The sequence below is a fragment of the Sporosarcina sp. P7 genome, from assembly GCF_002743425.1.
GTDB lineage: Bacteria > Bacillota > Bacilli > Bacillales_A > Planococcaceae > Sporosarcina.
The window spans coordinates 109,776-130,091 of the sequence record NZ_PDZF01000005.1 but is presented as its reverse complement, the minus strand read 5'-3'; the positions used below and the strand labels follow the sequence as shown (position 1 = coordinate 130,091).

The window sequence follows — 20,316 nt, the reverse complement described above, 5'->3', positions numbered from 1 at the left end:
TATGGTTCAAGTTCCTACATGTAGTGCGTATGAATAAGTGATTGGGAATGAAAAGGAGATGCCACAAGAAGTCGTTGCTACACGACTTTCCGGACATCTCCTGTTTTCACGCTTGCTGTGTAGAGAACGAATTAATAATCTCGAGGAACACTTCCCCATAACGTTCAAGCTTCGTTTCGCCTACCCCTTGCACGGACAATAACTCTTCATTAGTGGCAGGCATTTTAGTTACCATATCCCGTAATGTCTTGTCCGAGAAAATAACGAAAGGCGGGACACCAGCTTCCTGTGCTAGTTTTAAGCGCACCGCCCGTAGTTCATTGAATAACGGATCATCTGTTGCGACGACAGTTGTTACCATCTCGCCTTTACGCCAGACTTTTACTTTTCCTAACAACACATCTTTCCCGTCTTCGCTGACGAAAATAGTCGGATAGGGTCCACTTTCCACTTGTAAATAATTCTTTGAAATCAAAAATTCAATGAAATCCGCTACGTCTTTAGCATTGCGCCCTTTCATCAATCCATATGTCGATAGCTCATCGAAGTTCAATTCTTTCAACTTTTTGTTTCTGGATCCTGTAAGTACTTGCGCAACCATCGTCTTACCGAAACGTTGCCCCATACGAATAACACAGGAAAGTACTTTTTGTGTATCGACAGTTACATCAAACTGTTCACGCGTGTCAGTGCAGTTACCGCAACGACCACATTCTTCGACATCCTCTTCGCCAAAATACTTGATAATGTGTTTTTGCAGACAGCCTTCCGTATGGCAGTAATCAACCATCACTTGCATCTTTTTGATTTCATTTGATACACGGGAAGGATCTGGAGATTGTTCGATGAGGAAGCGTTGCGTTAAGACATCTTGCGAAGAGAATAACAAATAACAATCGCTGTCGAGCCCGTCACGCCCCGCTCTCCCAGCTTCCTGATAATAACTTTCCATATTCTTCGGCATTTGATAATGAATGACGTAGCGTATATTCGATTTATCAATCCCCATACCAAACGCGTTCGTCGCGACCATCACGCGTGCGTCTTCCATGATGAAACGATCTTGTTGATGTTGACGTTCATAGTCGGGTAATCCTGCATGATATTTAGCAACCGGAATACCACTTTTCTCAAGTAACAAATATACTTGCTCGACCGCTTTTCTCGTTGCAGCATAAATGATACCTGATTCATTTTTATTTTTCTGTGTGTACTCTTTAACGAATTGATCCCGATTTTGACCTTTTACTACCGAAAATAGTAGATTACTCCGCTCAAAACCAGTTACAACACGGCTAACAGGAGGTATATGTAATTGCTGGCATATATCATCCTGTACTTCAGGCGTAGCTGTTGCAGTCAATGCAAGAATAATCGGTCGATTACGTAAATAATCAAAAACTCGGTGTATATTACGGTAGCTTGGACGGAAATCATGTCCCCATTGCGAAATACAATGGGCTTCATCGATCGCAATCAGCGGAATCGTCATTTTTTGCAATTGATTGAGAAAGGATTCGGAATCCAATCGCTCAGGTGCTACGTACAACAGCTTATACTTTCCTTCGAGTGCGTTATCCATCGTGCCAAAATATTCCTCTGACGATAATGTACTGTTAATATACGCCGCTGGTATACCCAACTGATGCAATGCATCGACTTGGTCCTTCATCAAGGAGATCAACGGTGAAATGACAAGAACCGTTCCTTCCATTGCCAATGCCGGTACTTGATAGCAGACAGACTTACCGCCACCTGTCGGCATTACGCAAAGTGAGTCATCACCTTGTAATACTTGTTCAATCACTCGTTGTTGCCCTTCCCGAAATGCTGAATAACCAAAATACTTATCCAATATATCTAACGGATTTTGAATGATCGCTACCACCTCCCTCATTATTAGTTTTTATGATTGAAACAATAAGCGCTCTTCTTCTCGACTATGTAGCTCATTCACTACGATCAAGCCATTAAATTTTTGAAGGATTTCAGGCGTCACAGTTGGATCTTCCTCACGTAACGACTCGATGTCTGCAACGAGAATTCGCATCAAATCATGGTCGCGTGTAAGCTGGATAATATCTCGCTCCAGTTCGGGCTTTTCTTCCATTATTTTTTTATAAAAACCTTCTTCTTCGGCATCTGCATGACTGATGACACGCGTCTTCCAATAATCCAGTAAATGATCACAGGCTTGCTGAACCATTTCCGTTTCACCTTGTTCTACATATTCTATTAATTCATCTGTTTTCATTATGGCACCAGATAGTCCACCTTCATGAATCGCTTTATGTGAATGAAGCTGTCTTAATGCAGGTCCTGACATGCCGACCACTCCTTCTAGTTTTTCTTAAGCATAACAGAATTTCTAGGTCAGTGATAGCTTCCTACAATGAAAAGAGCCTTACAGAAAAATTCTCTGTAAGACACTTTTTACACTTTCGCTATACGAATACGACTGACCATCAGCCATGCGAGTATGCACATATAAATCACAAGGTAAGGTGCAATCAAATAAGGGACGACAAAGTAACTTAATGTAAGTAAAACACCCGCTGCTGTTATAGGCAGGCCATAATAGGAACCATCAAACTCTTCTACGTTATAACGGGCTAAACGGACAGCGCCTGCTAAAATATAAAAAATCACAGCGGACAAACCAATCCACATCGTATCAGTCAACGCTGTATCATAGAGTAGAATAGCAGGTGCTACACCAAATGAAACTAAATCGCTAAGTGAATCGAGTTCTTTCCCAAATGCCGACTCTGCATGATAATGCCTAGCTACCATACCGTCGAACCGATCAAATAATGCAGCGAAGAATATGAACATTAGACTCATATGTGCATGGCCTTGAAGCACAAGTAATATCGCTATAATCCCTAAACTTAAATTAAAAAGTGTGATGATATTCGCCAATTGTGATTTTAGTTTAGTATAATCAAAATATCTGAATGAAAACAAGTTACGACCTCCTCGTATACTTCTTTAGTATATGCTTTTAATGAAAGGAAGAAAAGATGAAAACACGTATTTTTAAATCATTTGTAGAACTAACAGGTTCGCCAGTTAGTTCGGCGCTACTAAAAAAATTGACAACTTCTCGAATTAGCAAGCCGCTAATTAAGCCCTTTGCATCATTCTACCATATTCAAGTAGACGAAGCGGAATACAGAATAGAACAATATTCTAGTCTCAATGACTTTTTCACTCGCTCATTACAGGCGGGCAAAAGACCGATCGATAGCAATCCAATGAACTTAATCTCGCCAGTCGACGGTGTATTAAGCGATTCAGGCAACATCGATCCACACCAACAATTTAGTGTAAAAGATAAAACATACAGTCTACATGCATTGCTTGGCGATTCGGAAAAAGCCGAGCGCTATACGAATGGCTATTATTATCTATTCTATCTCTCACCGAGACATTACCATCATTTCCATTATCCTATTTCCGGAACACTTGTGAATCGCTATGCATTAGGTTCTACCTCGTATCCTGTTAATGATCTAGGAATTCGCATGCGTGACAATGTATTTTCTTCCAACCATAGAGTTATTTCGGAACTCTCGACTGATTTCGGACATATTGCAATCGTCAAGGTGGGCGCCTTAAATGTAAACAGTATCCGCATTGCCAATTCTGAAACTACTTGTGTAAAAGGGCAAAATTTTGGTCATTTTGCATTTGGGTCCACTGTTATTTTATTTATCGAACACCATGAGGCATTCCGACCAGAAGAAATGCCTTTTACAGAAGTTCAAGTTGGTGATAGGATCGGAGAGTGGCAATATTAAGTAGATGAGGTTTTCTGATGGAACATCTTCAAGAATATGTAGTGCAGTATGGTTATCTGTCGATATTTTTCTTTTTGTCCCTTGGTATTTTCGGGCTTCCTGTGCCCGATGAATTGCTTGTAGCACTCGCTGGTTATTTAACTTCAGCGGGAACATTCCAATTTCTATTCACAATAATTTTCACACTATCCGGTGTAATGGTCGGATCCCTGTTCACATACTTGATTGGTAGAAAACTTGGTAAACCGTTGATTCAACGTTTTGGAAAACATTTATTCCTTACACCACATCGTATGCACAAGATTGAGCGATGGTTTATGACCTACGGCTCCTGGACGGTGACATTCGGATATTTTGTTCCAGGCATGCGCCATTTAATCTGCTATATTTCAGGGATGAGTGGTATGAGTATTCACCGCTATGTATTGTTTGCCATACCCGGTGTGATTGTCTCGACAACAGTTTGCTTGTTACTCGGCTATTTCATTCATTTACCTTTTTTCTAAATGACCGGGAGATGAAAACACAAAACATAGTTTCTAGACGTAGTGCCACATCCGCACTATGTTTAGAAACTAAAACGACGATGTCATTTCGGCTAAGAAATGATATCGTCGTTTTTCATGCAATTCTTTATATACCTTGATCCAGCACATATAGCTGACGATATCTTTCATTCGTAGCCAATAATTCTTGATGCGTCCCATTCATGATGATTTCACCATTATCCATGAAAATAATACGATCCATTTTTTCCATGCCCATTAAGTGATGTGTGATCCATATGACTGTTTTATTTTCTAGAGAGTGATGAAGCGTTTCTACAAGAGAGTGTTCTGTTACGGGATCCAAACTAACCGTAGGCTCATCTAAAATGACGATAGGCGTTTGTTTCAATAAAATCCGCGCCAGTGCAATTCGTTGACGTTCACCGCCCGAGAAACGTTGTCCCGTTTCTTCCATTTGTGTTTTCAGGCCTTCAGGAAGTGTTTGTAAATACTCGTATAAACCGACTTGTTCAGCCACCCGCTGTACATCTTCTAACGTAGCGGATGCATCTCCAAGTTTTATATTGTTTTGAACTGTGGTGGCGAAAAGATATGGCTTCTGATTTAAGACGCTCATGATTTCATATATGGAATCACCATAGAGTGAAGAAGATTGTCCATTGACATGTACGTGTCCAGTTGTCGGCTGAACGGTACCTAGTAATAGCTGTATTAGAGTAGACTTTCCGGCGCCGCTCTTACCAAGTACCGCAACTTTTTCTCCTGGTTGAATCGTGAGTGTAATATTTTGTACTGCATTTTCTTTTTGACTTTCATAACGATAACTCACATTGTCGAGGACTATAGACACTTGATCTACATTACCTAGCTCCATTGGAATTTGTTCCAATAAAGTATTTTGCTGATGTATAGTGTCGACTCTCTGCAATGAAGCCTCATAAGCAGGTAAACGTTCAATCGCAAATGACACGGGAATCAACCCTTCTAAAATAGGCAACGTAACCAATGTAAATGCAGCGATATACGTGGGTGCCAACGAACCGGCTGCCGCTTGTTGTCCTGCCCAAATACCAACGATTAAGACCAGTAAACTAGAGAAAATTTGCAATTGCATTGTACGCGATTGTTGCCAATAGACTAATTTTTTATCAATAGCATGACTTGCATGACTTTCTTCTTTAAACGAAGCAAGAAATTGTTCTTTCCTACCGCTGATGATCCAATCCCGCAAACCAAAAATACCTTCTGTCATCGTGTTATATAATTGACTGTGAAGTTTTTTCGACTGTAGCTGATTTTTCTTCATCATATACAGTGAAAGCATAGGATAAACGAACGTCACGATCGCTAATAAAACGGCCATAATAAGCGCGAATTTCCAATCATAGACAGCTAGTACAATCACTGAGAAACTGAATAGGAATAATCCGATGACGGTAGGAAACAACGTACGGATATACACATCCTGTAAATGTTCAATATCATCCGCTAGCGCACCGAGTAGATCGCCTGTTTGAAAACGCGAACGAATAAATAATGCTTGCGGCTCCAGAACGTGATATAACTGCACGCGCATATCGGCAATAATTTTCAATACGGCATTGTGTCCGAGCAGACGCTCTACATATCGTAAGGCAGCACGCGAAATACCAAATGTGCGGACTGCCACGATCGGAATATACACGAGTAAGATCGTTTCAGGTCTTTCCGATGTACGAGATATTAAATATCCTGATGTGAAAGTCAACATCGCAGCTGAAAGAATAGTCAGTGTTCCGAGCAGTATAGTAGATAGTATCGTTTTATTATATTTACGGGCGTAAGGAAGTATATGTTGTCGGTACAAGTTCATATAGCATACCCCCTTCCACGCGCTTCAATTAAATGACAGTAAGCTCCGTCTTGTTTTATTAATTGTTCATGGGCGCCCGATTCTACCACTTTACCGTTTTCAAGGACTACGATGGTATCCATTTCCTTCATCCAATGAATCCGATGGGTAGCAAACACTACGAGTTTATCTTCAAGAAGCGGTAAAATCATTTGCTTTAATTCATGCTCTGTTTCAATATCTAAATGCGCGGTCGGCTCATCGAATAATAAAATTTGACGACGTTGTAGTAACGAACGAGCTAGCGCAATCCGCTGCTCTTCCCCACCGCTCAGCACTCTCCCGCCCGCTCCGATCCGTTCTTCATAACCCGCAGGAAATGTTGCGATCAATCGATCTAGACCTACACGCTCCGCGGCGTCTTGTACTTCCTGCAATGTAGCATCCGGTTCATAAAAGCGAATATTTCCGATTACAGTATCCGGAAAAATCGTAGGATGTTGTGGAATATAGGCAATTTGTTTTTGCCACTCCAATGTGGCTAGGTGCGGCAATTCTTGTCCGTCCAGTACGCAACTTCCGTCAGTAGGTAGCGTGAAACCTGACAAGACATCAACTAGTGTCGATTTCCCTGCACCTGAATGGCCAATGACGCCTACTTTTGTGAACCCTTTTAACTCCAAATCTAAACCTTCAAAAATAATCTGTTCATCGATTTTGACTTCGACATTGCGTAATTCCAACTTCGACTCATCATTCCAAGTAGCAATCGGCGAATCTATGACTGGTGGCAGAACCGTTTTCTCTTCCAAGATACTGTGGATTTGTAAGCTTGCGTCTTTGCCGTCGGCTGTCGCGTGAAAGTCATTTCCTAATTCTCTAACAGGCGAGAAAAATTCTGGCGCTAGAATCAAAATAATAAGTGACGGTTCAAGAAGAATCTGTCCATTAATCAATCGAAGTCCAAGTTCAACCGCCACTACCGCAACCGAAAGACTGGCAAAGAAATCCAATGAAAACGAAGACAGAAACGCATAGCGCAAAGATCGATTCGTTGCAATACGATACTTGTTACTGACTATAGCAATGGATTGCTCATGCGCTCGGCTACGCCCCAAGTATTTCAGTGTTACAATTCCCCGTAATGAATCGACAAAGTGCCGAGATAGTAAACGGTACGTATCCATCTGTTCATCAATTTTCTTCTTAGAAACGAGTCCGATAAGAATCAGAAATATGATAAGAATTGGTAACACTATAATGAGCGTCACAGCGGACATAATATCGAGGGTAAAGATATAGACTACAATGACGAACGGAACTATAGCCATCGCTAATGTCCGTGGTATAAGCAATTCTAAATACTTTCTGAACTTCGGGACACCTTCCAAACCGAGTGTCACCAAATGTCCCGAACCATATTTCCCAACTACTTGAGGGCCAAGATCAAAGATTTTCTTCAATAATTTTTGCTCATAATCCTTTGCTGTCCTATCTGCAAATCGATACGAAATACGCTCTTTTGCCCATTGAATCACATGACGTAAACTGTTGGCTACGACAAAAATCACAAATGACCGAAGCGCTTCACTCCAGTCTGCACCTTGGAACAATTGTGTGATGGCTTTTGCTAAATAAATCGCTTGAACCACAATGGCGATGGACTGAACTACAGTAAGTAGTGCAATCCATGCCATCACTTGTTTACTTCCTTTGTATTGAAGCAAGTATTTATCCATTAGTATTCTAGATGCTCCTTATCACCTGTCAACCGTTTACGGAACACATAATAACTCCAAATTGTATACGCCAAAACGATTGGCACCATAGTAAACGCTACGATCGTCATGATTTTCAATGAATAGTCTCCTGAAGCCGCATCTGCAATCGACATATTAAATGCAGGATCCAGTGAACTGATCATCACATTCGGGAATAGCGCGATGAAAAAGCTTGCCATGATAATGATCAATACTAAACCAGTCATCGTAAAACTTAGTCCTTCTCGTTTCGTTTTCAAGAAGAAGAACAGTAATCCGTATAATACGATGGCCAGACTATACAGCGGGATTAGAATAGCCCCATGATCTGTAAGAGCATCTGTCTCCAAATGCGTGAAGATCATAAACAGTACTAGAAACACACCCGTTAATGCATACACTTTACGCGCTGCTGTATTTGCCCGCTCACGTAAATCGCCTACCGTTTTCAAACCGATGAACAGCAATCCATGCAGATACGATAACAAAACAAACGTCACGCCGCCAATCACTGTGTAGACATTTACGAAATCGGTAAAGCCCGCATACATGTTCATGTCCCCATCAATTGGTAATCCACGAATTAAACTCGTGAAGAATACCCCAAATAGGAAAGGCGGTAAAATACTACCGATGAATACCGCCCAGTCCCACGTCTTGACCCAAGCTTTCGAATCAACTTTATTACGAAACTCGAATGCCACCCCTCGTATGATGAAGGCTAGCAATAAGACGACAAATGGTAAATAGAATCCACTAAAAGCGGTTGCATACCAGTGTGGGAATGCAGCAAACATCGCACCACCCGCAGTAATTAGCCATACTTCATTAGCATCCCAAACGGGTCCGATTGTATTCATGACGACCCGTTTTTCCAAATCATTACGCGCCAGGAACTTTGTACTCATTCCCACACCGAAATCGAATCCTTCTAGGAAGATAAATCCTATGAATAAGACAGCGATTAATATAAACCAAATATCACTTAATGGCATGTCCTGCACCTCCTGTTTCAAACGGATCTGTTGCCGATACATCCTCTTCCGGTTGTTCATCCGGACCTCGCTGGATGAACTTCACGAACAATATGACCATGATGATTCCGAGGATCGTATAGATTGTGGAAAAGGAAATAAGTGAAAACAGAATCTGGCCTGCTGAGACATTGGGTGAAATCCCGTCAACCGTTTTCATTAAACCGTTTACTACCCAAGGTTGTCGTCCCATTTCAGACATAATCCAACCAAATGAATTCCCAATAAACGGTAGGAAGATCCCCACTACTAGAAGTCGTAGGAACCAAACGGATTCTACAATTTTCTTTCGGAACATCAGCAACAAACCAAGTGCGCCTAATCCAAGTAATGTACCACCTGTGACAACCATTATACGGAAGCTCCAGAATGTCGTTTTGACAGGTGGAAGATATTCCCCTTCCCCATGCTTATCAATCATTTGTTGTTCAAGTGCGTTCATACCTTGCACTTTCCCTTTAAACTCACTGTATGTTAAATAACTCAACATATAAGGTATATCAATACGTTTAGTTGTCTCTCGATTTTCCACATCAATCTTTGCGAATAATGTCCATGCGGCCGGATCACCACTATCTTCCCATAGCGCTTCTGCAGCAGCCATCTTCATTGGTTGTGCATGCATCAAGTACTGAGCTTGTGAGTGACCCGTAAATGCAATTCCAAGTCCTGATAACATACCGATGACCAGTGAAATCGCCAAAGACTTTTTAAAGAAGTCGACATGACGTTTCTTGATCAAATACCACGCGCTGACACCAACTACAAAGAAAGCACCCGTAGCGAAACTTCCGAAAATCGTATGCGGGAACGCGACCCATAACTTTTCATTGGTCAGCAAAGCTACCACATCATTCATTTCCGCACGGCCATTTTGTAATACATAGCCTGTTGGATTTTGCATGAACGAGTTGGCTGCCAATATCCAGAATGCAGACATGACCGTTCCGATAGAAACTAACCAAATACAAGCTAAATGTAATTTCTTCGGGAGTTTATTCCAACCGAAAATCCAAATTCCAATAAATGTAGATTCTAAGAAAAATGCCAATAGAGCTTCTACAGCAAGTGGAGCACCAAAAATATCTCCAACAAATCTAGAATAGGCGGACCAGTTCATTCCAAATTGAAACTCTTGAATGATTCCGGTCACTACACCAATCGCGAAGTTAATTAGAAAGAAAACACTCCAGAACTTCGTCATTTTTAAGTAAATTTCATCTTTCTTCACTAGATACATCGTTTGCATGATCGCGATAATCAGCGCCAGGCCGATGGACAAAGGGACGAAAATAAAATGGAACAATGTAGTAGATGCGAATTGAATTCTCGCTAATAAGACTTCTTCCATCATTTTTGTTAATCTCCTTTCGAACTGTGGTTCTATTACCTAGAATAACGCAGAACAAAAAATAGTTCGTGAACTATGTACGATATTCCTGTTACAAATCTGCAAACTTATGACCAAATTGTCTATAAGTTATGGCGGCTTTGTAACAACGCGTAAAAGAGTGCGGTATGACTGGGTTTCAGTGGTATTTCTAACTAGATTTACTAATAGTAGACTAGGGTTTCTGTTGCAAGGGGGCTTTCTTGCAATTGAAGTTCATTATTGGGGAAATAACTGTATAGAGCGGTTAAGCCGTTACTATGATCTTTTGGAAAACCCATATCTCCTCACACAATATGGCAGTCTTCGAATATAAAAAACGACCTACTCCCCCTTTAGGAAGCAAGTCGTTTTAATTAAATGTTATTTAGTACTTTCATAACCTCATCATACTCAGGATGTCCTTTATGAAGATATATAATGAAGTGATCTACGTTGATCACGGCCAACTGCTCTGTCTTACTGCCGATATAGACAGGAAGATTTCCTGTCTCTTCAACTATTTCAAGTCGTTTGTCAGATGGATCTAGTTTATAGAGATGCAATGGAAGTAAAGCATCCCCATTGATCGTTACGATCATGCCACTTTCCGCTCTGAACATATCAATCGCAGCTTCATCGGGTTCGCCTACAGTGAAACCTGCCTGCTCCAGCTGACTTACGACATTCTGATATAACTCTTCATCTTCAACAGCCGCCACAATCACTTCCTCTTGTTCTAGAATGACAGGAGAAGGTTCAGGTGTTTTTTCTGGCGTTGCGCTTTGTTCTTTCGTGCTGCATGCGACTAACACTATTGATAAACAGCTTAGTACTATAGCATAAATAAACCACTTTTTCATAGTGCACATATATTGATATCCTTTCTACGTGAAACTTTTTCTATCATTATTATACATCATTCTACTATAATACTTAATCTAAATCGTATTTCTAGACAAATAGTTGGCAACAAATTATGATGAATATACAGTACATAATAACCTGTACCTATTAATAATGATTATTAGTTTATAATAATTATAAATAAACCTTTCTTTTAATATTAGGCTTTGATACAATTATATTCATAGTTTGCAAACCAACAACTGAGGAGGAATGTATTTTGACTAATAATGATAATAATTCTCAAAAAAGAAAATTGACAACGGCTGCGGGAGCACCAGTAGTTGATAATCAAAACTCTATGTCCGCTGGTCCAAGAGGTCCCGTTCTATTACAAGATGTATGGTTACTTGAAAAATTAGCACATTTTGATCGCGAAGTTATTCCTGAGCGTCGTATGCATGCAAAAGGATCTGGAGCATACGGCACCTTCACTGTAACGCATGATATTACAAAGTATACGAAAGCAAAGTTATTTTCCGAGATTGGTAAACAGACGGAGATGTTCGCACGCTTCTCGACAGTTGCAGGCGAACGTGGTGCAGCCGATGCAGAGCGCGACATCCGCGGTTTTTCTTTGAAGTTCTATACTGAAGAAGGAAACTGGGATATGGTCGGAAATAATACACCTGTATTCTTCTTCCGCGATCCTTTGCAATTCCCAGACTTGAATCACGCAGTCAAACGTGATCCACGTACAAACATGCGCAGCGCAACAAACAACTGGGATTTCTGGACTGGACTTCCTGAAGCACTACACCAGATCACGATCTTAATGAGCGACCGAGGTATTCCCCGTTCATACCGCGAAATGCATGGATTTAGTAGCCATACATTCAGTATGATCAATGAAAACAATGAACGTCACTGGGTTAAGTTCCATTTCCGTTCCCAGCAAGGTATCCAAAATATGACAGATGAAGAAGCTGCAGCGACTGTTGCAACGGATCGTGAAAGTTCTCAACGCGATTTGCTGAGTAACATTGACAATGGCAATTTCCCTAAGTGGAAAATGTACATTCAAGTTATGACAGAAGAAGAAGCAATGGAAATGCCGTATAATCCATTCGATTTAACAAAAGTTTGGTATAAAAAGGACTTCCCTTTAATTGAAGTCGGTGAATTCGAATTGAACCGCAACCCTGAAAACTACTTTGCTGAAGTAGAGCAAGCCGCGTTTACACCAGCCGCGGTCGTTCCAGGCATTGGGTTCTCACCTGATAAAATGTTGCAAGCCCGTCTGTTCTCTTATGGCGATGCGCAACGTTACCGTTTAGGTGTCAATCATCATCAGATTCCCGTCAACGCACCAAAATGTCCGTTCCACAGCTTCCACCGTGATGGGGCAATGCGCGTTGATGGTAATAAAGGTTCTACTCTTCACTATGAACCAAACAGCTATGGTGAATGGCAAGAGCAGCCAGACTTTAAAGAGCCGCCACTAAAAATTCATGGCGACGCAGACCACTGGGACTTCCGTGAAGATGACGATGACTACTTCACACAGCCTGGAAAGCTATTTAATATTTTAAATCTAGAAGAGCAGCAGCGTCTGTTTGAGAATACTGCACGAAATATGGGTGACGCACCGAGAGAGATCAAAATCAAGCATATCCGTCACTGCTACCTGGCAGATCCGAAATACGGTGAAGGTGTAGCGAAAGCATTGGATATTCCCATGGCAGATGTAGATATAGAAAATACAACAACGATAGTAGAAGAATAAAACCATATGAAAAGCCGCTTGAGGAATTCCCCAAGCGGCTTTTGCATTCTACGCTTTATCGCCTACGCCATTTAATATATTAGCAATCAAAAGGCCAAGAACAACCGCAATAACACTCATGACAAATGGCGTACCACTTTCAGGCATGCCTGGATAAATCACAAAGACCGACCCGATGATTAATCCTATAATTACGGCAAACATTCCGGTATGGAAATTAGAAAGCAGGTAGCGTATTAGTTTACTGCTGATTATAAACCCAACGACGATACCACAACCTGTCGCGATAATAATCGGTATATTAAAGTCTGAAATAGCCGTAATGACTGTCGCATAAACGCCTAGTAACAGTAAAATGAAAGACCCACTAATACCTGGCAACAGCATCGCCATACTACCTGCCCATCCCGATAAGAAAAGAATGATGGTATTTTTCACTGTTAGATGGGTAATAGATATAGGATCAATAGGGTTCATAAAAGCGGTAGAAGCTAATGCCGCTGCCACTATTACCATCAAAACAATATGACGGAATTTAAAGTTCGTTCTCAGTCCCGCTTGCTTTGAAACAAATGGAATGACACCAACAATTAACCCTAAAAATAAGTATTGAGTAGGTTCGTGATAATGCTTTAGTAAATATGAAATAACTTTACTGAATAGAATGATCGTCGCACCCATTCCGATACCAAGCGGAATGAGGAAACCAATATGCTTCTTCCAGTCCTTACTAAAAAAACCACTTATTGAAATAAGCAACTGATCGTAGATGCCTAATATAAATGCAATCGTTCCGCCACTTACTCCGGGAACCAGATCACTGATGCCCATCAAAAAACCGCGGTATAAATTTCTCCATTCCATGCTCGTTGTTCCTCCAATGATTTCATTCCGTATAGTATATCATGCTGTGCTGCACTAATTACAGTTCACCATTATTTATTTTCCCTATATGTTACAGCTATTTGGACAGAATATAAATTTCTGTCTATCAATAGGACTGTACAAAACAAAAGTTGTTCCATTGTTAGACAAAAACAATGGAACAACTTCTCATTAATAATTATCCATTTCAGATACTGTCACGAATTTATAGCCTTGAGACTGCAGATTTTCAAGTACCGCATCCAGACCATCTGCAGTTGATTCATGAATATCATGCATTAAAATTATACTGCCTGCACGCGCATCTTGTGCAACATGTTCTAATATCAGTTCGGGGTCATGATGATCCCAGTCCAATGTATCCACATTCCATAAAACGACAGGTAATTTCGTGCTTTCCCGTACGCGATCATCTACAGCACCATATGGAGGTCTGAAAACAGTTGCTGGGTGTCCGATGATCGCTTCAATGATATCGGAAGTCCCTTTCACTTCACTTTGAAGTGCCACGTCAGTAAGCTCCGTCAAGGTAGGATGATTCCATGAGTGGTTACCTATCTCATGCCCAGCTTCTGCCACTTTCTTAGCAATTGAAGGATATGAATGAACTCTGTTGCCGAGCATAAAAAAGGTAGCTTTTGCGTTATATTTCTTAAGTGTCTCCAAAATTCTTAGTGTATAAACTGGATCGGGACCATCATCAAACGTCAAAGCAATAGTCTTTTCCTTTTTAGTGTCATCAGTTGCAACTTGAAATTCCTTTGCTAGGAATGGATTCAATTTTCGTAGTGGGATTTCCACAGTTGCCGGTCCAGCTTGCCTTTTTGTAAATTCACCTGTCCCAAAGTATAGAAATAATGAATCATCTGTTAAGGCATAGTTGCGATAGTTTACCCACATAGGTTCAGTAGGTTGCCATACACTTTCCTTAATCACATCGCCTTCTAGCAAAGGACTATGATGGATTTCATCACGCACTACACTCGCCATTCGTTTTAGCTTTTCCAGATTATGATCCACAATATCTTCAATCTTGAGTTCATCTCCTGTTTCAGGATTGATATGAAATGTTTGTATCTTCATTTGACTATCTTGATCAGCAAAGTACGTAACAGCACGCATAACAAAAGAATAGTTTCCCGAAAGGTGCTGAAGCGTTTCAAAAGATACATCTAACTTGGACACTCTATTTTCCTCTTGTTGTTCATTGGCATAGGTTGTTTTCAATTGATCTACATAGTCTAACACTTGCTTATTAAAGCCATCGTATTCTGTTTGAGGATAACGAATGGTAAAGGGATACTGTGAGTCTTTAGGTATCTCCGTAAACATTTTAATACCTGGATACGGCGATATAATCGACTCAACCGACACTTCTTGTTTTGGCGCAGGTATAATTTCATTTGTTACGTGTTTAGGAGAGGTGGTATCTTTAGTCTTCATTACATTCACTATTAATAGTAGCGTAATAGATAGTAAAGTGATGATCGTGATGATCAATGCACTATCGATCCATGATGATCGACGTCTTTTATTTGTATCTTTCATGAAAGGACTCCTTTACTACACATTCGCCAGCATGGATGATAAATTACAGTTTACTAGCAATAGGATTACTATACCCTTTACGTTCCAAAAGTATTCTGTATTCCACCTTAATATTTTACAATCTGCTACCTTTAATTTCAATTGAATTATATGAAGGTTTTTCCATCTCCTAGTATACAACAAATCCATGATGATACAAAATTGTGTGTAGTGGTGTGTTGCCTTTCAAAAAGATTTTTATGTGAAATAGCTTTTTGAATCCTTTTCTCGAAAATGAAATTATGCTATACTATTCTGGGCCCGATTCTTGCAAATTCGGGTTCAAGGGACACACTATCCCTTTGTACACACCGATCTCGGCTGTTGTCTATTGCAAAGATCAAACAGAAGGCGGTAATTTACATGGAAGAGAAAGACTATCGGGTATTATTGTTTTATAAGTATGTAACAATCGAGGAGCCTGAAGAGTTTGCGGCTTCACATTTGGAATTCTGTAAACAAACTGGATTAAAAGGACGTATTCTTGTCGGTGCAGAAGGCATCAACGGTACTTGTTCAGGAACAATCGAACAAACGGATGCGTATATGGAGCATATGAAAGCTGATCCACGTTTTGCTGATGTGTGGTTTAAAATTGATGAAACAGACGGTCACGCATTCAAAAAAATGCACGTTCGCTTCCGTCCAGAGATTGTCAATCTCAGCTTACCTGAAGATGTCAATCCCTTAGAACTTACAGGTGAATATTTGGAGCCTGAAGAGTTCTTAAAACAAATGCAAGATGAGAACACTGTTGTTTTGGATGCTCGTAATGATTATGAGTATGACCTAGGTCATTTCCGTGGTGCAATACGCCCGGATGTCGAAAACTTCCGTGATCTTCCTGAATGGGTAATGGAAAACAAAGAACAGCTTGAAGGCAAGAAAATTCTTGCATATTGTACGGGCGGGATTCGTTGTGAGAAGTTCACTGGCTGGTTGAAACGTGAAGGATTTGAAGATGTAGCACATTTGCACGGCGGTATCGTTTCTTACGGTAAAGACCCTAAAGCAAAAGGACAGTTATGGGACGGTCAATGCTACGTATTCGATGAGCGTATCGCAGTTCCGATCAACCAAGTAGAGCACGTCATCGTAGGACGCGACCATTTTGACGGCACACCTTGTGAACGCTATGTAAACTGTGCAAATCCTGAGTGTAATGCAAAAATTCTATGCTCAGAAGAGAATGAACATTTCTATATGCGCAGTTGTTCAGACGACTGCCGCACACACCCTCGTAACCGTTATTTTGTTGAACACGATATGACAGTGGATGAATACGACGCACGAATGGCCAAAATTACAGCATCACGTGCTCATGAAACCATTTCTTAATACACGAACAGCCAGCATCCTTTTATAGGAAGCTGGCTGTTTGCTTTAATATGTAATGAGTTACCTACATTCATGTATTTTCTTCCTGAATTCAACCAAACTTTCCTGCTATATAATCTTTCGTTTCGGAAAATAAAGGGTTGCTAAATAATGTGGCTGTCTGTCCATACTCTTTTACTTCTCCATTTAGGAAGAAAGCTGTGAAATCGGATATTCGCGCAGCTTGTTGCATATTATGCGTTACGATAATGATCGTATAGCGCTCTTTTAATGTTCGGATCAAGTCTTCTACTTTGGCGGTAGAGATTGGATCAAGAGCTGAAGTAGGTTCATCCATTAATAAAATCTCTGGCTTGGTCGCTAATGTTCGTGCAATCGTTAACCGTTGCTGTTGTCCGCCCGAAAGACCTGTAGCGGGATGATCCAAGTGATCTTTTACTTCATCCCATAAAGCAGCGGCGCGCAGATTCTCTTCTACGATCTCATCCAATACTTTTTTATTCCTTTCTCCATGAGTACGGGGTCCATATGCAATGTTTTCATAAATTGAGAACGGAAAGACCGACGCATGTTGAAATACCATTCCTACTTTTTTTCGCAATTCCACTGGATCAATAGATGGTTCCGTTATATTTTCATTACCAATCCAAATTGCCCCTTCTGTCCTCACTCCGGGAATCAGATCATTCATACGGTTCATTGTCCGCAAAAAAGTTGATTTTCCACATCCCGATGGTCCGATAAGTGCCGTAATTTTCTTCTCTTCAAACTTCAGATTGATATTTTTTAATGCATGGTGAGTACCATAATAAAATTGTAGATTTTCTGTTTGGATGACTGATCGTTCGATAGTTTCCACTACATTCATTTCAATCTCCCCTATCCAATGTGTCCATTTATATAATGTGCCGTTTGTTCATGAATTGGATTAGTAAAAATCTGTTCAGTGGATCCATGCTCAATGACACGCCCCATATAAAAATACGCTACTTCATCCGAAACACGTGCCGCTTGTTGCATATTATGTGTGACGATCACGATCGTATAATTTCTTTTTAATTGTGATATCAGTTCTTCGATTTTTGCGGTCGACACGGGATCAAGTGCAGATGCAGGTTCATCTAGTAATAAAACGCTCGGTTGCATTGCAAGTGCTCTGGCAATACAAAGTCGTTGTTGTTGCCCACCTGAAAGGCGTAAAGCGGATGTATGTAGTTGATCTTTCACTTCTTCCCACAGTGCTGCTTTTTTTAGATTTTCTTCTACAATTCCTTGTAATTCTCGCTTGTCCTTCACTCCGTAGCGCAGAGGTCCAGCTGCAACATTCTTAAAAATAGATTTGGCAAACGGAACAGGTCTTTGAAATACCATTCCAATCTGTTTGCGTATTTCATGTAAATTCACATTGGGTGAATGCAAGTCTACTCCTTCATAATAAATTTTTCCTTCCGTACGACATGAGTCTATGTCATCATTCATGCGATTAATAGAACGCAGGAAAGTTGATTTCCCACATCCCGACGGACCGATCAATGCCGTAACGGATTGTTTTGGGAATGATAGACTGACTTCATTAACAGCACAATGTCCACCATAATATACTGATAAATCGGTAGTTTGCAACACTGAACTGCGGTGGAAATCAGGACTGTCCACTAATTTAACTCTATTCGTTTTCATTTTGACAGGCTGTAAAGCGACCGATTGCATACATATCCTCCTTTAATTGGCACCCATTTTTTTAAACATCAAGTTCCCGATAAAGCGTGATGTGAAATTAAAGAATAAAATCGAGATGATCAATAATGCCGCTGCTCCGTCAGAGATTGCTGCTGCGTCTGGCATAATACCTTCACCGTTAATTTTCCAAATGTGAACGGCCAATGTTTCAGCCGGCCTAAATGGATTTAAAGGAGATGTTGGGGACAACGGATTCCAATTGGTGAAATCTATAATCGGTGTGCTCATTCCTGCTGTGTAAATCAAAGCAGCCGCCTCACCGAATACCCTTCCTGATGCTAATATGACACCCGTCACGATGCCAGGAAGTGCTGCTGGAAGTATGATGGTCGTAATCGTTTCCCATTTTGAAAAACCAAGCGCCCATCCTGCTTCGCGTTGTGATTTCGGTATGTTACGAATAGATTGTTCTACAACTCGTACGAGCAAAGGGAGATTGAATAGTGAAAGTGCAAAGGCACCGGATAAAATCGAAAAACCCCAGCCCATATACAAAACGAAAAAGAGGAATCCGAATAATCCTACTACTATAGAAGGTAATGAAGATAGCACTTCAATCAGTACGCGAATACAACGAATGATCCAGTGGTCCCTCGCATACTCAGCTAAATAAATCCCTGCACCAATCGCAATCGGCACTGCAATCATCAGTGTCAAAACGAGTAAATAAAAGGAGTTAAATAATTGAGGTCCCACTCCGCCACCTTCTTTGAAAATTTGAGGAGGTGTCGTAATGAATTGCCAGCTCAGCTGAGGAATACCTTTTACAAAGACAAATCCAAGCAAGCCTGCCAAAACTGTAATGATGATGCCTACAATGACGTATAGCCCAGCCGTAGCGAGCCGATCTGTACTTTTAGCTGACATTACGTACTTTTCCCCTTTCCAATCATTCGTACTATAATCGTGAAGAATAGCGACATCAGTAAAAGTATAAGCGCGAGTGACCAGAGCGCATTATTTTCCACTTGTCCCATCACTGTATATCCCATGCCCATTGTTAAAATACTAGTAATCGTGGAGGCTGGTTCAAATAATGAATGTGGAATGACAGACGCATTCCCAATAACCATCTGAACTGCTAGAGCTTCACCAAATGCTCGCGCCATTCCGAAAATGATAGCCATCAGTAGGCCAGGTTTCGCAGTTTTCAATACAACTTTACAAATCATTTGCCATCTGGTTGAACCTAGCGCCAGCGATGCTTCACGCAATGAACGTGGAACTGACTGAATAGCGTCTAGCGCTAAACTCGTGACTGTCGGTAAAATCATGACAGATAACACAATAGTCCCCGCTGCGATACCAAATCCGCTACCTGGAAATAGATCGCGTAAAAAAGGTACGACGACACTTAATCCAATAAATCCATAAACAACTGAAGGAATACCTACTAACAACTCGATCACAGGCTGCATGATTCTCTTACCTGCATTTGGCGCAATCTCGCTCATGAAAATAGCTGCGCCAATCGCAAGTGGTCCAGCAATTAAAGCGGATATTCCTGTAATCGCCAATGAACCTACTATAAACGGCAAGGCCCCGATAATAGGTTTTCCTAGGGAATTTACTTCCGCTGGGTTCCACGTTGTACCTGTAAAAAAGTCTTTCACACTACCATCATTCATAATGAATGTAGATAAACCTTTTGAAAAAACTAGAAATAGAATGGCTGCAGTGACGGCTGCAGTCAAGGCCACTGCGAGGAAAGTAAGCGATTTTCCGAATCGCTCTGTACGCAATTTACTACTTTTTCTGTACAATGGATGCTCTATCTCTTTGATTGTCTTCGCCATCATGTACGCTCCTTTCGAGATAGGAGGAATTT

The 20,316-nt window shown here is 40.8% G+C and carries 18 protein-coding genes; 4 read left to right on the top strand and 14 right to left on the bottom strand.

Annotated features, from left to right (window positions below; all coding sequences use genetic code 11):
* Positions 1–106: 106 nt before the first annotated feature.
* From recQ to pssA, 3 genes are all read right to left on the bottom strand, one after another.
* Positions 107–1,897, bottom strand: coding sequence for a DNA helicase RecQ (gene recQ, locus CSV60_RS07060; protein ID WP_099629701.1), 1,791 nt, complete (start codon positions 1,895–1,897; stop codon positions 107–109).
* A 9-nt stretch (positions 1,898–1,906) separates the two neighbouring features.
* Positions 1,907–2,326, bottom strand: coding sequence for a hemerythrin domain-containing protein (locus tag CSV60_RS07055; protein ID WP_099629700.1), 420 nt, complete (start codon positions 2,324–2,326; stop codon positions 1,907–1,909).
* Positions 2,327–2,433: 107 nt separating this feature from the next.
* Positions 2,434–2,967, bottom strand: coding sequence for a CDP-diacylglycerol--serine O-phosphatidyltransferase (gene pssA, locus CSV60_RS07050; RefSeq protein ID WP_099636471.1), 534 nt, complete (start codon positions 2,965–2,967; stop codon positions 2,434–2,436).
* A gap of 56 nt (positions 2,968–3,023) precedes the next feature.
* On the opposite strand from pssA, the gene asd reads away from it, so the two are divergent.
* Both asd and CSV60_RS07040 read left to right on the top strand, forming a co-directional pair.
* On the top strand, positions 3,024–3,803 hold the full coding sequence (gene asd / locus CSV60_RS07045; RefSeq protein WP_099636470.1) for an archaetidylserine decarboxylase: 780 nt from the start codon (positions 3,024–3,026) through the stop codon (positions 3,801–3,803).
* A gap of 17 nt (positions 3,804–3,820) precedes the next feature.
* A complete protein-coding gene (locus CSV60_RS07040) occupies positions 3,821–4,309 on the top strand; it encodes a DedA family protein (protein WP_099636469.1) in 489 nt (162 codons plus the stop codon).
* Between the two features lie 127 nt (positions 4,310–4,436).
* Here the strand turns inward: CSV60_RS07040 and cydC are convergent, their stop codons facing one another.
* The 5 genes from cydC to CSV60_RS07015 all read right to left on the bottom strand — a co-directional run bounded on the left by cydC (position 4,437) and on the right by CSV60_RS07015 (position 11,178).
* On the bottom strand, positions 4,437–6,164 hold the full coding sequence (cydC, locus tag CSV60_RS07035) for a thiol reductant ABC exporter subunit CydC (protein ID WP_099636468.1): 1,728 nt from the start codon (positions 6,162–6,164) through the stop codon (positions 4,437–4,439).
* Complete coding sequence (gene cydD, locus CSV60_RS07030; RefSeq protein ID WP_099636467.1) at positions 6,161–7,882, bottom strand: thiol reductant ABC exporter subunit CydD; 1,722 nt, start codon at positions 7,880–7,882, stop codon at positions 6,161–6,163. Before cydD ends, cydC begins: the two co-directional genes overlap by 4 nt.
* Entirely contained in the window at positions 7,882–8,898 is a 1,017-nt protein-coding gene (gene cydB / locus CSV60_RS07025) for a cytochrome d ubiquinol oxidase subunit II (RefSeq protein WP_099629694.1), read from the bottom strand. Before cydB ends, cydD begins: the two co-directional genes overlap by 1 nt.
* A complete protein-coding gene (locus tag CSV60_RS07020; RefSeq protein WP_099630005.1) occupies positions 8,885–10,288 on the bottom strand; it encodes a cytochrome ubiquinol oxidase subunit I in 1,404 nt (467 codons plus the stop codon). Before CSV60_RS07020 ends, cydB begins: the two co-directional genes overlap by 14 nt.
* Before the next feature lie 395 nt (positions 10,289–10,683).
* The gene (locus CSV60_RS07015; RefSeq protein WP_099636466.1) at positions 10,684–11,178 is read right to left on the bottom strand and encodes a hypothetical protein; all 495 of its coding nucleotides are present in this window, start codon (positions 11,176–11,178) and stop codon (positions 10,684–10,686) included.
* A gap of 335 nt (positions 11,179–11,513) precedes the next feature.
* Here CSV60_RS07015 and CSV60_RS07010 point away from each other — a divergent pair, with 335 nt between their 5' ends.
* The gene (locus CSV60_RS07010; RefSeq protein WP_233189568.1) at positions 11,514–12,938 is read left to right on the top strand and encodes a catalase; all 1,425 of its coding nucleotides are present in this window, start codon (positions 11,514–11,516) and stop codon (positions 12,936–12,938) included.
* Positions 12,939–12,986: 48 nt separating this feature from the next.
* On the opposite strand, the gene CSV60_RS07005 is transcribed toward CSV60_RS07010, so the two are convergent.
* Positions 12,987–13,802, bottom strand: coding sequence for a DUF368 domain-containing protein (locus CSV60_RS07005; RefSeq protein WP_099636464.1), 816 nt, complete (start codon positions 13,800–13,802; stop codon positions 12,987–12,989).
* Between the two features lie 192 nt (positions 13,803–13,994).
* Positions 13,995–15,371: a polysaccharide deacetylase family protein gene (locus CSV60_RS07000; RefSeq protein WP_099636463.1), complete on the bottom strand. Its 1,377-nt coding sequence runs from the start codon at positions 15,369–15,371 to the stop codon at positions 13,995–13,997.
* 402 nt (positions 15,372–15,773) lie between these two features.
* Here CSV60_RS07000 and trhO point away from each other — a divergent pair, with 402 nt between their 5' ends.
* Positions 15,774–16,748 (top strand): oxygen-dependent tRNA uridine(34) hydroxylase TrhO, encoded by a 975-nt coding sequence (gene trhO / locus CSV60_RS06995; protein ID WP_099636462.1) that lies wholly within the window; start codon positions 15,774–15,776, stop codon positions 16,746–16,748.
* 91 nt (positions 16,749–16,839) lie between these two features.
* On the opposite strand, the gene pstB (CSV60_RS06990) is transcribed toward trhO, so the two are convergent.
* The 4 genes from pstB (CSV60_RS06990) to pstC are packed head-to-tail and all read right to left on the bottom strand — an operon-like array spanning position 16,840 to position 20,284.
* The gene (gene pstB, locus CSV60_RS06990) at positions 16,840–17,616 is read right to left on the bottom strand and encodes a phosphate ABC transporter ATP-binding protein PstB (protein WP_099629688.1); all 777 of its coding nucleotides are present in this window, start codon (positions 17,614–17,616) and stop codon (positions 16,840–16,842) included.
* 11 nt (positions 17,617–17,627) lie between these two features.
* On the bottom strand, positions 17,628–18,428 hold the full coding sequence (pstB, locus tag CSV60_RS06985) for a phosphate ABC transporter ATP-binding protein PstB (RefSeq protein ID WP_099636496.1): 801 nt from the start codon (positions 18,426–18,428) through the stop codon (positions 17,628–17,630).
* Between the two features lie 42 nt (positions 18,429–18,470).
* Complete coding sequence (gene pstA / locus CSV60_RS06980) at positions 18,471–19,355, bottom strand: phosphate ABC transporter permease PstA (protein ID WP_099629687.1); 885 nt, start codon at positions 19,353–19,355, stop codon at positions 18,471–18,473.
* Positions 19,355–20,284, bottom strand: a complete 930-nt coding sequence (gene pstC / locus CSV60_RS06975; protein WP_099636461.1) for a phosphate ABC transporter permease subunit PstC — start codon at positions 20,282–20,284, stop codon at positions 19,355–19,357. The genes pstA and pstC overlap by 1 nt, the downstream gene beginning before the upstream one ends.
* Between the last annotated feature and the right edge of the window lie 32 nt (positions 20,285–20,316).

What these genes read in the sequence shown, in the direction of transcription:
- asd (WP_099636470.1), top strand. Translation starts at nt 3,024, where the DNA reads ATGAAAACACGTATTTTTAAATCATTTGTAGAACTAACAGGTTCGCCA.
- recQ (WP_099629701.1), bottom strand. Translation starts at nt 1,897, where the DNA reads ATGAGGGAGGTGGTAGCGATCATTCAAAATCCGTTAGATATATTGGAT.
- CSV60_RS07000 (WP_099636463.1), bottom strand. Translation starts at nt 15,371, where the DNA reads ATGAAAGATACAAATAAAAGACGTCGATCATCATGGATCGATAGTGCA.
- cydC (WP_099636468.1), bottom strand. Translation starts at nt 6,164, where the DNA reads ATGAACTTGTACCGACAACATATACTTCCTTACGCCCGTAAATATAAT.
- pstB (WP_099629688.1), bottom strand. Translation starts at nt 17,616, where the DNA reads ATGAATGTAGTGGAAACTATCGAACGATCAGTCATCCAAACAGAAAAT.
- pstA (WP_099629687.1), bottom strand. Translation starts at nt 19,355, where the DNA reads ATGTCAGCTAAAAGTACAGATCGGCTCGCTACGGCTGGGCTATACGTC.
- CSV60_RS07020 (WP_099630005.1), bottom strand. Translation starts at nt 10,288, where the DNA reads ATGGAAGAAGTCTTATTAGCGAGAATTCAATTCGCATCTACTACATTG.
- CSV60_RS07010 (WP_233189568.1), top strand. Translation starts at nt 11,514, where the DNA reads ATGTCCGCTGGTCCAAGAGGTCCCGTTCTATTACAAGATGTATGGTTA.
- pstB (WP_099636496.1), bottom strand. Translation starts at nt 18,428, where the DNA reads ATGAAAACGAATAGAGTTAAATTAGTGGACAGTCCTGATTTCCACCGC.
- CSV60_RS07040 (WP_099636469.1), top strand. Translation starts at nt 3,821, where the DNA reads ATGGAACATCTTCAAGAATATGTAGTGCAGTATGGTTATCTGTCGATA.
- trhO (WP_099636462.1), top strand. Translation starts at nt 15,774, where the DNA reads ATGGAAGAGAAAGACTATCGGGTATTATTGTTTTATAAGTATGTAACA.
- cydD (WP_099636467.1), bottom strand. Translation starts at nt 7,882, where the DNA reads ATGGATAAATACTTGCTTCAATACAAAGGAAGTAAACAAGTGATGGCA.
- CSV60_RS07055 (WP_099629700.1), bottom strand. Translation starts at nt 2,326, where the DNA reads ATGTCAGGACCTGCATTAAGACAGCTTCATTCACATAAAGCGATTCAT.
- cydB (WP_099629694.1), bottom strand. Translation starts at nt 8,898, where the DNA reads ATGCCATTAAGTGATATTTGGTTTATATTAATCGCTGTCTTATTCATA.
- pstC (WP_099636461.1), bottom strand. Translation starts at nt 20,284, where the DNA reads ATGGCGAAGACAATCAAAGAGATAGAGCATCCATTGTACAGAAAAAGT.
- CSV60_RS07005 (WP_099636464.1), bottom strand. Translation starts at nt 13,802, where the DNA reads ATGGAATGGAGAAATTTATACCGCGGTTTTTTGATGGGCATCAGTGAT.
- CSV60_RS07015 (WP_099636466.1), bottom strand. Translation starts at nt 11,178, where the DNA reads ATGTGCACTATGAAAAAGTGGTTTATTTATGCTATAGTACTAAGCTGT.